General features: G+C 43.0%; 13 protein-coding genes. 4 read left to right on the forward strand and 9 right to left on the reverse strand.

Annotated elements, in window-relative coordinates; all coding sequences use genetic code 11:
* Nucleotides 1-8: 8 nt before the first annotated feature.
* The 3 genes from AC0VZ9_RS16705 to AC0VZ9_RS16715 form a co-directional block, all read right to left on the reverse strand.
* Nucleotides 9-1,952, reverse strand: coding sequence for a TOMM precursor leader peptide-binding protein (locus AC0VZ9_RS16705; protein ID WP_475396499.1), 1,944 nt, complete (start codon nt 1,950-1,952; stop codon nt 9-11).
* The gene (locus AC0VZ9_RS16710; RefSeq protein WP_475396500.1) at nt 1,949-3,904 is read right to left on the reverse strand and encodes a putative thiazole-containing bacteriocin maturation protein; all 1,956 of its coding nucleotides are present in this window, start codon (nt 3,902-3,904) and stop codon (nt 1,949-1,951) included. The genes AC0VZ9_RS16705 and AC0VZ9_RS16710 overlap by 4 nt, the downstream gene beginning before the upstream one ends.
* A 171-nt stretch (nt 3,905-4,075) precedes the next feature.
* On the reverse strand, nt 4,076-4,456 hold the full coding sequence (locus AC0VZ9_RS16715) for a heterocycloanthracin/sonorensin family bacteriocin (protein ID WP_309486486.1): 381 nt from the start codon (nt 4,454-4,456) through the stop codon (nt 4,076-4,078).
* Nucleotides 4,457-4,624: 168 nt separating this feature from the next.
* On the opposite strand from AC0VZ9_RS16715, the gene AC0VZ9_RS16720 reads away from it, so the two are divergent.
* Both AC0VZ9_RS16720 and AC0VZ9_RS16725 read left to right on the forward strand, forming a co-directional pair.
* On the forward strand, nt 4,625-6,049 hold the full coding sequence (locus tag AC0VZ9_RS16720) for a Na+/H+ antiporter NhaC family protein (protein WP_475396501.1): 1,425 nt from the start codon (nt 4,625-4,627) through the stop codon (nt 6,047-6,049).
* A gap of 111 nt (nt 6,050-6,160) precedes the next feature.
* The gene (locus AC0VZ9_RS16725) at nt 6,161-7,615 is read left to right on the forward strand and encodes a flavin monoamine oxidase family protein (protein WP_009333813.1); all 1,455 of its coding nucleotides are present in this window, start codon (nt 6,161-6,163) and stop codon (nt 7,613-7,615) included.
* A gap of 158 nt (nt 7,616-7,773) precedes the next feature.
* Here AC0VZ9_RS16725 and AC0VZ9_RS16730 read toward each other — a convergent pair whose 3' ends face one another.
* From AC0VZ9_RS16730 to AC0VZ9_RS16750, 5 genes are all read right to left on the reverse strand, one after another.
* Nucleotides 7,774-9,678, reverse strand: coding sequence for an endonuclease MutS2 (locus AC0VZ9_RS16730; protein ID WP_251156085.1), 1,905 nt, complete (start codon nt 9,676-9,678; stop codon nt 7,774-7,776).
* A 681-nt stretch (nt 9,679-10,359) separates the two neighbouring features.
* Nucleotides 10,360-10,557, reverse strand: coding sequence for a hypothetical protein (locus tag AC0VZ9_RS16735; protein ID WP_251267082.1), 198 nt, complete (start codon nt 10,555-10,557; stop codon nt 10,360-10,362).
* A 222-nt stretch (nt 10,558-10,779) separates the two neighbouring features.
* A complete protein-coding gene (locus tag AC0VZ9_RS16740; protein WP_009333810.1) occupies nt 10,780-11,046 on the reverse strand; it encodes a hypothetical protein in 267 nt (88 codons plus the stop codon).
* A 213-nt stretch (nt 11,047-11,259) separates the two neighbouring features.
* Complete coding sequence (locus tag AC0VZ9_RS16745; protein WP_019382305.1) at nt 11,260-11,397, reverse strand: hypothetical protein; 138 nt, start codon at nt 11,395-11,397, stop codon at nt 11,260-11,262.
* A 191-nt stretch (nt 11,398-11,588) separates the two neighbouring features.
* The gene (locus AC0VZ9_RS16750; protein WP_009333808.1) at nt 11,589-12,188 is read right to left on the reverse strand and encodes a GNAT family N-acetyltransferase; all 600 of its coding nucleotides are present in this window, start codon (nt 12,186-12,188) and stop codon (nt 11,589-11,591) included.
* A gap of 131 nt (nt 12,189-12,319) precedes the next feature.
* Between AC0VZ9_RS16750 and AC0VZ9_RS16755 the strand changes: the two genes are divergently transcribed.
* Both AC0VZ9_RS16755 and AC0VZ9_RS16760 read left to right on the forward strand, forming a co-directional pair.
* On the forward strand, nt 12,320-13,108 hold the full coding sequence (locus AC0VZ9_RS16755) for a Cof-type HAD-IIB family hydrolase (protein WP_019382306.1): 789 nt from the start codon (nt 12,320-12,322) through the stop codon (nt 13,106-13,108).
* A gap of 321 nt (nt 13,109-13,429) precedes the next feature.
* A complete protein-coding gene (locus tag AC0VZ9_RS16760; RefSeq protein WP_475396502.1) occupies nt 13,430-14,890 on the forward strand; it encodes a serine hydrolase domain-containing protein in 1,461 nt (486 codons plus the stop codon).
* 108 nt (nt 14,891-14,998) lie between these two features.
* Here AC0VZ9_RS16760 and AC0VZ9_RS16765 read toward each other — a convergent pair whose 3' ends face one another.
* On the reverse strand, nt 14,999-15,685 hold the full coding sequence (locus tag AC0VZ9_RS16765) for a copper homeostasis protein CutC (RefSeq protein ID WP_019382308.1): 687 nt from the start codon (nt 15,683-15,685) through the stop codon (nt 14,999-15,001).
* Nucleotides 15,686-15,699: the final 14 nt, after the last annotated feature.

Genomic DNA, 15,699 nt, shown 5'->3' on the forward strand with positions numbered 1-15,699 from the left:
GGTCATGCTCATGGAAATGGGTGAGGATGTGGATTAAGCTGTTCAACTGTAAGGGGTTCTTTTGCATATCCCAGTTTCATTGGGACCTCAAGCACCCTCTCAAGCCCTGTTACACGTGTCAGGTGGTGTCCAAATGTCATTGACAGCATACCCGGAATCAGCACTTTGACACAATGCAATCCGCTCCGCTGTATTTCCGGTGTCGTCTGATCCACCACTATTACATCAAGATTTTGCCGGTGCAATGCCTGAAGAAGGTCCTGCAGATCATCTGTCAGGTCTGCATGTCTCCTCTCCCGCTTGAACTCCTCGGAAAACGTTCGGAGCGGACGGTTTTCATCCAGCAAAAACTTCAGGCGCTCCTCCGCTTGCGGCAAGCCGTAAAGCATCCCATGGTCATCCATTTTGCCGACGAGGGAAGAATCCTGCAGCATTCGCAAAAATTCCCCCTTGTTTTCTTCGAGTTTATCGTCCTGTGTCCCCATCATTCCGGCTAACTCATGAACAGCGCTTTTTACAGCCCGGACCGGGTCGGGATGAGCTCCAGCCGCACAAATGATATTCAATCCTTTTTTCTTCCTGTTTTTCGCCATCGCCCAAACACTTGGAATTCTATGCTCCATTGTGGCGTTATACAGATGCAGATCATATCCCGCCACTGTCCTCACCCGATCAATCATCAGCTGCAATTCCTGGTCATTGGAGGAATAAGGATCAAGACGCGGCAGGGACAGCTGTCCATACCAGGTCATCAGGAATGAATCACGCTCCACCACTTCTAAAATTCCGTAGAAGATCGCTTCTTCCAGGCTGCCGCCCAGCGCGCATCCGTTGGATGTTTCATAAACAAATCCATTCCCACAGCCCAGGCTGTAATAAGCAAGCAGCTCAGGAACCAAAATCGGGCGCTCCTGCAAAAACGAATAACCCCATACCCAATTCATCGGGTTATCTGGATTAAATTTTTTAAATGGAAAGTTGGGCCGTGCATATTGATCATCCGTATGCACACCTACTTTTACAGGATTAAGAGCCCGATCTTCCAGGTTGCGGAAACTGTCATAGACTGCTGTCCTCTTTCCACGGGGCGATATGCCGCATGAACGCTCAAGCCCCTCCAGGATGGCTGTCAGCTCGCTCACCTTATAGGAATGAGTGCGGCCAGCCACGCCTTCGTCCCCTCTAAACAGCGGAAGGTTTACGACTACATCCGCAAAAGGCGGCGTGAAATCATACATTTTCCCATTCATTAAACCAGTCCGCGGATCCAGATAATTATTGGCGAGCGTTTGTTCTAAATCTTCCAATGAGCGGCAGCGGTAACTGCCTGCGCTTATTTTCGGACTTGGCTTAATGGTAATTCTTGCAGCTTCCTGTGAATCTTCTGGCAGGGAGCTGCACACTGGGCACATTGAATCCGGCAAAATGAGGTGGCAAGAGGTTTTAAATGTTTTCAGGCTGACCAAATACATTCGCCCTTCCAGATCCGCCAAACTGCCCTCCAGTACCCTTTTTATCTCTGACACAAGCAGGCAGGACATCTGTAAAAGTCCTGTGCGCGATGCCCAGGCATCACGCTCTAATCCGCTGCTCCCTTCGAGTCTCTGCTGCAGTTCCCACATCTCTTCCCGGTCACGCCCTGCCAGGAGTTTTCGAGTGTCCGCACACTGTGAGCATCCCGGCGCGGACGGGTGAACAAATGGGCCAATCACACCCTCTCCAAATGATACAAAGCCCCGCAGCCAGGGAATACCTGATGATCGTGACACCTCCTCCGCTTTCTTATGAACTGAAGGCATCCAGCTATCGTGCACCACCAGTATCAAATCAGTCCCAACCGGCAGTTCAGGCTCAAAGTTCACATGACGGACTACCTTATATTCGGCGGGCAGTTCTTTGCTTACGCTGTCCGCCAGCAGTCCCTCTCCGACAACTACCACGACAGCACTCACTGAGATTCCTCCTCTCTTATGAACACCCCAAACACCCCTGCCAGACTCTCTTTCAAAAATGGCTCGAACGAAAATTCACAGACTAAGAGCCGCTTGCTGTTTTCTTCCAGCACCCTTCTTGCAGACAGCAATAGCTGGGTTTGTTCCTTCTCATCACAAGGAGGAATGACTAGACTTTGAGGCTCCTTTTCTTCGAGAAGCACAGATGGTGCCTCCACAGCGGTCCCCTTATGAGTCCCCAATTGGTTTTGCATCTGTATAATCGCATGCTGCAGCGCTTTCCTCAGAGCTAATGTGTTATTAAAGCCAACACTGCCATACCAGCGATCGTCCGTGCCGACCCAGACCACAGGGAAGCCGTATACTCCCTCACCCCGGCAGATTTTCGGTGCTCCCTGCATCGTTGTCAATGCATCCAAATAGAACCTGCATCGTTCATCTTCTACTGCATTCAAATGGAGCGGAGAAACTGTTTTCTGAACCTCTTGACGCTTAGCCAGTTTCTCTTCCAAACACCTATCCAGCCCGCGTAAAACACCCTCCGCAAATGTTTCCCCTGCTCCAATTCCAGCAAATTCATTTAAATTTAAAATATTCCCCTTTATTTCGCTATTTGGAGGCAGTTCAAGCCGGCCAGCCATCCGCGATACATACGCTTCAATCCCGGTCAACCCCGCTTCCCTGCGTGCCTCGTCATGCCTCAAGTCTGTACAGATTATATTTGGCAGGAGCTCTGCCGGGCCCTTTGACAACGGGTCTGCTGCCTGTACGCTGCACTGTGCCAGCGGAAGCTGCTTTAAATCCCCCTCCTCCCATGTATGAAAAATCCCGGATTCTTTGGAAGTCAATTGGCTGAAAAACAGAAACAAACTGTCAGACTTATTTCTTTCGGAACTCTGCCCGATCCTCTGATCAACATCTTGAATCCATTCCACAGCAGCATTTCCGGTCAGGTTCGGATGTGGCAGGTAGGAATGCCAATTTCCTTCAAGCGTCTCCAGATTCAGCAGGAAAAACTGATTTCTCTGTTCAGCACTGATTAATCCGGTAACCTCTTTAAACAGTTCAAACACGATTAAATTAGCCAGCATCGCTCCTGCCGTTGGGGAGGTGGTGTGCAATTGCTTGTCTTCGCAAAACGCGGATTGATGGACTCTATGCCAGGCAGACTCCCAGCAGCCTTCTGATTCCGGATGCACGAGAGGCCCTGCCATACCAGCCTGTTTGTAGATAATAGCAGGAAGAAATATCTTCTTCTCTTTCCGGCACGCGGCATGTATAACCTGCAGTTCCTCTACATTCCCTGCTTCCGAAACATATAAAATGGAATCATAAGGCTGTATCAATTCCTCCCAGGGACAGTCTTCTTCCTTCTGGTGTGTTACGTCCTCAACTGAAACTTCGGGGTCTGTTTGCCGGGCATGTGCGACAATCTCATTCAGCCGCCTTGTATTCGTCGATTCAGGGTCTGTAATGACCATATGAACTTTAGGCAATCCGGACTCAATCAGCGAAGAAACCAGCGAAACCAAAAAAGGGCCAGATCCTGCTGCCAGCACTTTTTCCTGCCGGTAGGCCTGGAATCGGTATGCACCCGAGTCACCGAAGCTTTCCAATAATTCGATTTGAGAAGAATACTTTTTAAGGACATGATCTTCCAATTGATGAGGATGGTCCCCGCTTACATCCCTTACAAAGCCGTTACGGTATAGCACTTCTGCAATTTCAAACACCCGATCCCTATGCGGGCCCGGCAAGCCGGCTGTCAATTCCCCCAGCGAATGCTCGCCATTAAACATTGGCATCAGCTTTTGAACCCACTGATCGATCATAGTTCCTTCCATTTGGAAGGAACTTACATTATTGCGGAAATACACACCCATAGTTGGATCTGGGAGAAAAAACGTGTCCCTTTTTACCTTCAGCCGCATAGAAGGGGTCAAATTTTTCATTTCGCGCCTCCTTACCCGTAAACTGTTCCTATTTATTAAACATTACTTTCTCTATAATCCTATGTACCGGGCTTTGTCTCATATGTCTTACCTTCAAGAGAAGAGCCCCTGCAAAATGCAGGGGCCTTCCTTTTGCAATACAGCAAGGATTGTTTTATAGATTCATGGTTATCAACCACCGCAGCGGCCGCCACAACGGCCTCCGCAGCGACCGCCGCATCTGAAACAATTAGAGCATCTGAAACAGTTGAAACAATTAAAACAGTTAAAGCAGTTGAAACAGAAGAAGAAAAAGCAGCTAAAGCATCGGCCAAAACCAAAACCGATTTGCCGGGATTGATCATTATAATACTGGCTTTGATCCCATGGAACCGCCTCGTTCGCATGGAAATCACCAACATTCAGCATTTGAAGATCTCTCTGAAAATCATTCATGTTCATACCTCCATAAATATTAATAAGCTGTGCCTGCAACAAAGGGCAATCATGAAGAACAGCAGAAATCAATCGGCATTTCTTTGAATTCATCCATTCTCCGAATACTCTCCTCATCAAAATATGTGCCGGGCTGGGGTATTGTTACTGAATCAAACACCCAGATTTATCGGGTTCCATATAACCATGCAGAAAGGAATAAGGTTCATGGCATTTATAGCTCTACATAGAACAATTTTGGGCAATACTAAATAAGTAATGGCATTCTTAATGGAGGGCAGAAATTTGAATCATACCTGGCTATCTCTCATACCATTTATAATCGTAATCGGAATGTCCATCTGGCTGAAAAACATCCTTCCAGGCTTAGTAGTCGGCATTCTCGTTGGTTCCATCATTGTTTCAGCTGATTTGCTGACAGGTACGGAGCAATCAGCCGCTTATATTGTGACAACCCTTTCAGATGAAACAAATATTAAGATTGTCGGGTTTTTATATTTGTTCGGAGGGCTTGTCGGGATGATGAATATCTCAGGGGGCATTAAGGGGTTTTCTGAATGGGCCGGGAGGCGGATCCGGTCAGAACGCGGTCTTCTTGTGTTCATCTGGATCACCCTCCCTTTCACTTTCATGATGCCGATGTTCCGGATTATGATGATTGGGCCTATTATTAAATCCTTAATCAAAAAGATGAACCTGTCCAAGCAAAAAGTGGGCATGACCTTGGATATTTCAACCGAATCAGTCATCGTGCTCCTGCCGGTTGCAACGGCATTTGTGGGCTTCATGGTGTCCCTGGTTGAAGGCGGCATCAGCGGGCTGAACCTGGATATGTCGGCATATGAGATCTTTTTATTAAGTATTTTGTTTAACTTTTACGCGATCATTATGCTGCTGATCGGAATCATTCAAACCTTTTGGCGCCGGAAAAAGACCGGAGAGCAAAATGGGGAGGCCCATACCGATTTGGAGGAAAAAGAGCATGAGTTCCATCGGATGGGAATTAAAAAGGAATTATCCCTTGTCAAAGCCCAGCCATGGCATTTGATTTTACCGGTGGTTTTATTGCTTGCCTTTTCTCTGTTCTTGTTATGGCAGGATGGCAAGGCACAGGGTGCAAATACAATATTCGAGGCCTTTTCCATGGCAGATGCAACCTTTGTGATGCTGCTTGCTGTTTTTATTACCCTCGTTATAACCTTTATTTTCTACATAATAAGACGGGAGAAGATGAACGAAATCCTTTATCATTTTTATGATGGAGGCAATCAGATGATGGAGGCGATCAGCCTGCTCATCCTGATTTGGGCACTGACCTTAGCTGCAGAGGATCTTGGATTTTCCGAATTCATCGGGAGTTCACTCGGAAGCTTTCTGCCTGCCTTCCTGACTCCAGCAGCCATCTTCGTGCTCGGTTCAGTGGTCGGCTACTTTATAGGAAGCTCATGGGGGACCTGGGGATTATTCATGCCGCTTGGAATTACCCTGGCGGTTTCGACTGGCGCCTCCATTCCGCTTACCGTTGGAGCCGTATTCGCAAGCGGGGCATTCGGAGCGTTAACCTCACCGCTTGGAGATACGACCATTACCACTGCTTCGATCTTAGATATGGACCTTGTGGATTATGCACGATATAAATTGAAGGTCTCAGCCATTGGCGGTGTGATTGCAGCGGGGTTATTCATTGCAAGCGGGGTTTTTATTTCCTAGGAAGTTTGTATTCACTTCTGCTGTGTCCAGCAGTCCCTTTTCCACTTATGCACATAGTGATTCATGCAGATGAATATACTGCAATGAATCCTATTGCAAAGGGGCGGTGAGATGACTTGGAAGAAAAAGCCGGAATTAACGAATGATCAAATGCTGAATGTGATTCATCACGGCCTTCCAAAGACACAGTCGCCAAAGCATATCATCATTGTTGGTGCAGGTATGGCTGGCCTGGTGGCAGGTTCTTTATTAAAGGAATCGGGGCATAAGATCACCATTCTTGAAGCAAATGACAGAATAGGCGGACGGGTATATACCATGCGCTCCCCTTTCAGCAAAGGATTATTCTTTAACGCAGGCCCAATGAGGATTCCTCATATCCATTCGCTTACCTTGTCCTATATAAAAAAATTCAAGCTCCCTATAAATGTTTTTATAAACCGCACTCCTATGGATCTTCTTTACGCAAATGGCATTAAAACACGGCTTGAGGTGTTTGAACGCTATCCAGGCATATTAAATTTCCCCATTCATCCTAATGAGAGAGGAAAATCGGCTGAAACGCTTCTGCTGACAGCGGTACAGCCTTTTATTGACTTTGTCAGCACAGACCCCGCCAGAAATTGGGCCATTTTGGAAAGCCAATATAAAAAATACTCTTTTGGCTACATATTAAACCTTTATTTTTCAGCTGGTGCGATTGATATGATCGGTGTGCTGCTGGATTTGGAAGCATTTATGGGAATGTCTTTTACCGAAGTTTTACGTGAGTTAGTCATTTTCACTTCTCCAGGAGCTTACTATGAAATAACAGGCGGAATGGACCGATTGCCAAAGGCTTTCCTCCCTCAATTGAAAAATGATATTCATCTTCATCAAAAAATGACTGGAATCATTCAGGACACAAACAGCGTGACCATTCAATTAACCCATCAGCAGACCAATGAGCATTCCACCATAACCGGAGACCTTGCCATTATCACTATCCCCTTTTCAGTTATGAGATTCGTCAATATCGAACCCTTTCATTCATTTTCCTATTTCAAGCGGAGAGCTATTCGCGAACTTAATTATATGGCAGCAACCAAAATCGCCATTGAGTTTAAGTCCCGGTTTTGGGAGATAGCAGGCCAGCCGGGCGGCAAAACCATTACAGACCAGCCGATTCGATTTACCTATCTTCCAAGCCATGGGATTGGCACAAGCGGCCCTGCCATTCTTATTGCCAGCTATACCTGGGCGGATGAGGCTCATACGTGGGATAGCCAGCCGGAGGAGATGCGTATTCAATACGCACTAAAAAACCTGGCGGATATTTACGGCAATATCGTTTATAGCGAATTTGCTGCAGGTGCTTCATACAGCTGGGCACTGGATCCTTTTGCTTCTGGCGGATTTTCATTCTTTGAACCAGGACAGGAAACCGAATTGTTTCCCGGTATTGTTTCACCTGCGGGACGTGTCCATTTTGCCGGAGAGCATGCCTCCAAAACCCGGACATGGATTCAAGGGGCAATCGAATCCGGCATACGAGCTGCATATGAGGTAAATGATTTGCCAAAGTAAGTAATTTTTAAATACTGGTGTAATGGCTGATTAGAAATCTACTTCTGCTTAAACGGATTATCTAACTATTAGTTCATATTATGGGCCGAAACGCATTGACACAAAGAAGAAAAAGCGATCTCTCCAAAACTGGAGGATCGCCTTCATACCATTAGACACTATTCCTGCTTTCTATTTCTGATCTCCTTTTGAACCTTTCTCAGCGCCTTTTTCGATCCTCTCTCCAGATCATGCTGCAGCTTCCGTTGATGGTAATTGGTAAATAAGGAATTCATATCATATCCTTCCGGATAAAGCTCGCTTGCTTTAATGTCCAATTCAACCCGCTTACTGTTCACTTCCACTATTTCATCTTTATAGAACAGCTTGATGTTATTAAATTTATCTATTGGCTCATAAACAATGGCATAATCATCCTGGCTGATCCATTTTACCCGGTCACCGATTTCATAATGATATTCCTCTATGTTCTGCGTCACTTCAATCACCGGCTTCTTTATTCTGTTCTCTCTTACTGCTTCCAGATTATAATCCTTGTTTTCAATATACATTTGCGCACGCTTCAGGACATGTTCGCGGATATTCATCTTTCTGGAAATCCAAAGCGCATTGCTCTCTCCTGATTCACCTATTAAGAGCTTATACATCGGCTTCAATTCCGCACTATCGAATAACATGGCAGCATTCATAAAATCATCATGCATTTCAGAATATCGTTTAATCTCACCATAGTGAGTAGTGGCAACCGTGATGCATCCCATATGATAAAACTCTTCCAGAATGGCAATCGCTAAAGCGGCACCTTCATTCGGCTCTGTTCCGCTGCCGATCTCATCGAATAAAAGCAGTGTATTATTCGTGGAAGCACTCATGACCTCTGATATGTTCTTCATATGGGAAGAAAACGTGCTTAGAGCGTTCTCTATGCTTTGATTATCGCCAATATCAACAAACACATGATCAAAGATGGCGATTTCACTTCCCGGTTTCGCCATAATATGAAACCCGGACATGACAGCCAGAGTGAGGATTCCGATTGTCTTTAAGACGACGGTTTTCCCGCCCGCATTTGGGCCTGTTATGACTAAACTTCTATAATCTTTCCCGATTTCAAAATCCAGCGGGACAATGGTTCCTTCTAATAAGGGGTGTTTGCTGCTTACTAATTTGATATACCCATGATTATTAATCTCCGGTTCAATGGCGTCCGTACTTTTGCTGTACTTCGCTTTCGCAAAAATCATGTCGTACTGGCTGATGCATTCAATATTGATGCGGATCTCATGAATGGATTCAAGAATGGCTCCGGAAAGCGTGGCTAATATTTGATATTCCTCTACCGACTCCTCCGATTTTAGCATCGCCAATTCAACATTGAGCTTTGAAACTGCATCAGGCTCTATGAAAACAGTCGACCCTTTTGAAGATGTTTGGATTACGGTTCCGGCTACTTGATTTTTAAAGGATGCTTTAATCGGAATTGTAAAACGGTCATCCTTTTTGCTGATATAGAATTCTTGAATGTACTCCTTATTTGCTCCGCTGCGCAAAAACTTATTCAAACGTTCTTCGATTTTCCCTTCTGTTTTTGCTATGTGATTTCTGATTCGTTTCAGCTCTTTGCTGGCACCGGAATCAACCATGTTTCCTTTAATCGCATATAAGATCTCTTCTTCGATATTTCTAAATTCAGTCATAGATAGCGCATAAGTGTACAGAACTGGCGCAAAGAATTCTTTATCAGCCATAAACTTCTTGATTTTCCGGCAGCCTCTTAAAAAATCGGATACAGCGTTTAACTCGGATGGAGTTAATATGATGCCTTTTTCCAATTTTTCAATATGGCTTGTGATATTGGAAATGCCTGTTAATGGCAAATGCTTTTCGGCGTCCAGCAGCCTTCTGGCCTCGCTTGTTTCATTTAAGCGATTGCGGACGGCTTTCATATTCGAGCTCGGCTGTAACCGGTCGATTAACTCTTTCCCTAAACTGCTGACGCAATGCTGTTTCACTTTATTCTTCAATTCGTGGTATTGTAATTTTTCAAAAGTCATTTTATTCATATTCTCTGCCTCACTCCAAATAAAATAGCCCGCAAAAGCCTTCCCCACCGCCAAATTGAATTGGGCAGAAAGCTTCCGCGGGCGTTCTATTTCGAACAGGCATAAACAAACTAAACCCTAAAGCAGGAATAGTGTCTTAAGCTACACGAAAATATAGAAATGGAAGCAGTCTTATAGTAGGTATTCAAACAAGTTATGTTTGAAAAAAGGCATTCTTAATAAACTGGCTAAAACCAGAAAAATAAACACCTTATTCAACTAATAACAATTAGTTGACACCTACTACCGACATACTTCACCACACCTTTTTGTATTATGAAATTACTGTAGCACGGAACTGCCAGTCTCGTCAAACAACTTTTGGAATTATTTGTACATTGTTTAAGGCTCTTTTCGTATAAATTGTTGTTTTTCGTCTATCAATGTTGTCCGTTGATTTCCGCTCCAGGATGCTCGCTTTCCGCGGGGCGGGCGGTGAGCCTCCTCGACGCTGCGCATCTGCGGGGTCTCACCTGTCCCGCTACTCCCGCAGGAGTCTCGCACCTTCCGCTACAATCAACTCAGTAATAATAATATATAAAAAGCAACAAACCTTGCGAAAACAGCCTTGTTTATAAAGCTGTTTTTCCAAAAGAAAAGTGCACCTTCTTCAAAAGGCGCACTTTCTTTGAATTTGAATCTTTACTCAGTTTCCTCTTCAGTTCCTTCTTCTGTTCCTTCTTCTGTTCCTTCTTCTGTTCCTTCTTCAGTGCCTTCTTCTGTTCCCGTATCTTCAGTTTCTTCTGTGTTAGTCTCGTCAGTATCATCTTCATTGTTGCAGCCTGTAGCCACACCTGTAATCATTAAAACTGCCATCATAGCTAATAACCATTTTTTCATTTCCAATTCCTCCTTGGCTGCTATATTTGTTACAGTAGTAATCATAGAAGAATCCGAACGGAAATAGAAGGTCACAATCCATTTTTTTACATTCATTAACCTTCTTTTAAGAAAGTTCATGAAAATAAAACATAGCTTTTTCAAAGAGCGGGACTAAAAGCCCTTCACAAACGGGTACCTTGAAACTCATGATCTAATTTATTTCAGGGTAACTGCTGGCACTCATTCTCCCCCGTCGTCCCCTCCATCATCGCTGTCTCCTGTATTACTCTCATCGCCGTTCCCGGCATGATCAGCTTCATCAAAAAATCCTTTAATCGAATCCAGTATATTTTTATTCGTATCTTCACTTTCATTCCAGTGATGTGCATTTAAAAAACTCTCTAAAGTAAATACCTGAACCGCTTGTTTTTTATGTCTGGCAATAAAGTAAAGACAAAGGATTATAATCAGCAAGATAATAATTGTAAGAATCCAGTCATTAATCACCGCAGCCGCCGCTCCTTATTTTTTTCTATAACCGATTAAGTTTTAGTCCCCGTTAGCTCTTTTTTTTGTAAGAGTCTTTTATTTTATGATAGGGAATTAACACAAATGGCTGGTCTGTAGGTGTGAATTGCTCGATTCCATTCTGGTTTTCATCAGGCAAAAAGTATGTTCGTCCCCATTTTTTGATTAACCACCCTTCACAGCCTGCCGGGATCATCCCCAGTTTTCTGCTTTAATATCGTCTAAAAAGGGATAAAACCCTCCAAAAACATTATCGAGAATGCCTATTACCTGGCATGGTTTAATAATCTGAATCCGATACAGTTTCTCTTCTTTGAATACAGATGCCATTGATATTATTCTCCTTCTTAGAAATATTTTATAATCGAAGCCTAGTAAAATTGATGTCTTAACTTTACTTCTATTAAACTTCTTTTTCGTGAAAATAACGTATTTTTAGATAAATGGATTCAAATCAACTATACAGCATCAGGGTTTCTCAGTTCGTCCATTTAGCCATCACATCACAGGACAGGCCCCAGCTACTCAACTTCTTTCTTCTTCACATGCTTCATATAGACAAGATTATTGACACCGCTTCTTTCACTATGCTTTTGAGGTATACGCATAAACTCTGAAAAGCCCAGTTTTTCATAAAGCTTGATGGCATTTGTATTGGTATCTGCTACCTCTAGAACATATTCGTCAAATGGATTTGAATCCATTATGGATTTTAGCAGTTCTGCCGCCACACCCTGTCCTCTATAATTAACTGATGTTGCCACAAACTCTATTGCACCCATATTTTCAGATATTTGAAAGGGATATTGATTTTTCTCAAATTCTTTTTTAAGAACGATATAAGCAATACTTCCCATAATTAAACCAAGATGCTTTCTAAATTCACTATATTTTAATCTCACTGCAGGTGTATTGTTTGTACAGGCGGCTATAGCTGCAATATGATTGTCATCTGCAGCCGTATAGAAGACCTCAGTATTAAACATATGGGCAAATGTCCTGTAAAGTTTAGCTTTATCCTTTGAAAAGTAATTCAGCCATTGATAAAAGCCGTCTACAAAAATGACACTCATCTCATTTCTTATATTTCCTTTTGCTTCACTAGCAAGAATAATATTCATAGTCTGCCCCTCTATTCTTTGTGGATGTTTCAACTCGATAAATAAAAAACACAAAACTATACACTGAGTTTACCTGGCTTTAATATTAAGAGGATATGATTGGTTTATCAACGAAAGAGGAGGCAATATAAATGAATATGCGTGCAGTATTTATTGATATGGATGGTACACTCCTGAAAGCCTCAAACTGCATTTCCCGCCGAAACATGGAAGCCATTTATCGGCTCATAGATCAGGGAGTCATGGTGTTTCTAGCCACTGGCCGGCACTATGAAGTAACTGCTCCCTACCATAAAGAAATTGGATTGCAAACTCCCATGATCTGTTTGAATGGTGCCTCTATTCACGATGCAGAGACAGGAAGGGCTACGCAAATAAAAACCGTACGATTGAACGAGGAACGCTTTCACCATCTGACCGCAGAAAGTCCATGTAATGTTATGATCCATACATCAACTGGGCTATATTGTAAGGAAACAAATGAAGAAATCGATTATTGGACGAAAGTTGGGCAAATTCCGCCGCAGTATATTGGAGATTTAAGACAGGCTGCTTATCAGGATGTTCTTAAATATAGTGTTCGAACTGGTTCCCCAAGCCAAGAAATATCTGCTTTGTTTAAAACGGAAGCAGCAGTCATCGATTGGAATGACGGGTTTGAGCTGGTTGCTCCCGATGTTTCCAAATGGGCTGCTATCAAAAGCTTACTTAACGAACTTGGAATCAGCCCAAATGAAGTCGCAGCCATTGGAGATGGCCCCAATGATATAGAGATGCTTCGTCATGCCGGTACGGGTGTGGCAATGGGGAACGCCGGCAAACTGGTTAAAGACGCAGCTGATTTTGTTACAGGGCACCACGAAAATGATGGATTAGCTGAGTTTATTGAACGTTATCTTCTTAAATCTTATGCGATTTAAAGTATTTTATAGGTCTTTTTGAAATAAAAAAGACAGGTGTAATTCGTTAACGGGTTCCGATAAGGGAGAGAACAATTGAATTAGTATATGAAGCAGACCATTCAGCATATCAATTTGGTCTGTTTTTTTATTGTCATAACAATGTTTGCAATGAATTGACATGGAAAATAACCATCATTAACAGCAGAATTTTCAAATACGACTGAGGGCTTAGAAAATAATTAGTCTATAGCAGGTTAACCTAATAAAGACTATCTTGTATGATTATGTTTGTACTTCGAGCCTTTCATAATAAACACAAATCTACTGGAGGAAAATTATTTGATACCTTTTAATACGAAGAAATTATTTTTTATTCCTCTTTTAATAATTCTTGTAATGCCTATGTTCCACCTTCCTTTTTCTGCACATGCTGCTCAATCGTTTAGAACTGAAGATGTTGATAAATTTGTTACTAACTATATGGAACGTAACGGACTACCCGGTGCATCCATCGTAGTGGTAGAAGATGGTAAATTAGTATATGAGAAAGGATATGGTCACGATTCTGAAGGTATGTCTATAAATGAAAAGTCATTAATGAGAATCGGTTCCACATCCAAATCATTTACTTCATTTGCTGTTTTACAGCTCGTTGACGAAGGAAAAATCCAACTGGATGACCCAGTAATAAAATATTTACCAGAGGTAAAACTTGACGACACACGATGGAAAGAAGTTACAATACGTCAACTAATGAGTCACACATCAGGGATTCCGAATCCGATTATTGTTCCGCCATCGAGCAGCTTAAAAGCAGGAGTGGAACGTTTATATGATTGGAATCTGCAATCAAATCCAGGAGAGAAACACTATTATAGCAATGCAAACTACTGGCTCTTAGCCCGCTTAGTGGAAGAAGTAAGCGGAATAGAATTCTCTCAATATCTTAAACAAAAGATATTCTCTCCATTAGGAATGGGTGATTCACTTGCAACAGTGAACTCTACTGATTTTGTACAAGGACTGCCTAAAGGATATGTAACAGCTTATGGAACTGCAATACCCTGGACAGAGCTTGAAGCGATGAATATGGGGGCTGGAAGTGTCATATCAACTGCATCAGATATGGGGAAATGGCTTGCTATGCACACGAACGAAGGGAAAAACAGTTCTGGGCAACAGCTTTTATCCAAAGAATTATTGGAAGAATCTTATTCACAGCAGCCTGGCAGCAATAAATACGGACTTGGCTGGTCTTTAAGCTCACCAAGCGTCAAACCAGTCCGAATCTCACATAGCGGTGCAGTATCAACGTATCAAACTCAACAAGATATTGTTCCTGGCAGTGGCTATGCGGTTGCAGTTTTACTAAATAGCTTTACCCCTACTTTAGAACACGCTTATGAGATTAGTTCAGGTATTATCCAATTAGCCGAGGGACAAGAACCTGAATCAAAAGCTCCTTCACCTAAAATAATCGATTTATCCCTTCGCGTTATCACATTGATTTACTTACTTTTAGGAATAAGAGGTATACTGCGAAGTAAAAAATGGTCGAAAAAACGGAAACATCAACCAACTTGGAGATTTATCCTTCGATTAATTCCTCAATTAATTCCAGCATCATTAATCGGATGGTTGTTCTTTATTGTCCCAACATTACAAAATAATAGTTCAACCACAATTGATGCATTTGGTCTTTTTCCTGCTGCAATGGTCTTATTAGCGATTGTTTTCATTATTGGATTGGTTCTTACCGCTTTAAGAATCTATCATCGATTCACCTTAAATAAAGATTAAGAATTATAGAAAATTACACTCAAAAAAAACGCTCAGAATAACTCTGAGCGTTTTGGCTTGTAATTTATATTGCTTCAGCAGGTCGCATTCCGCTAAAGCCTTTTCACATTATGCACCGATTATTTTCTTTACCTTTTGCACTCTCTCAGGATCAATCGCATGCTCATAGCTTGATTCCACACGAACTCCTGTACCAAAATGAACTTCAGTGACTGGCACCTCATCCAAAAACACACTGATATTTTCAATGGAAAGACCTGCACCCGCCATGATCTTTAAATGACTATTTGCTGTACGTTCATACAGGCTCTTTAGTCTTTCTGCTGCATCAGCAGCACTTCTCCGGCCACCGGAAGTAAGGATTCTCGAAATTTGCGGATACTGTTTTAGACTTTCCAATGCTGCAAATTGATCATCGGCCTCATCAAAGGCACGGTGGAAGGTTATATCCAAACCACCTGCTGCATCGATTAGACGTTTCAAATGATCGTTATGTACTTGATGATCAGGTGTAAGAACGCCAAGCACTACACCTGCCGCTCCTAATTTATTGCATACTTTAATATCCTGAATCATAATGTCAAGGTCTTCTTCCGAATAGAAAAACCCGCGGCTGTGCGGACGGATCATCACATTTACTGGAATCTTTAATTCCTTGCACACTCTTTCAATGACGCCATAGCCTGGTGTCAGACCGCCCTCTGCGAGCCCGGTTACCAGTTCAATTCTGCCTGCTCCTGCTTCCTGGGCAATTAGCGCATCACTTAGGGTATCTGCGATCACTTCTATTAACATGTATGTATCTCCTT

The organism is Cytobacillus sp. QJM3NY_8 (genome assembly GCF_056173585.1).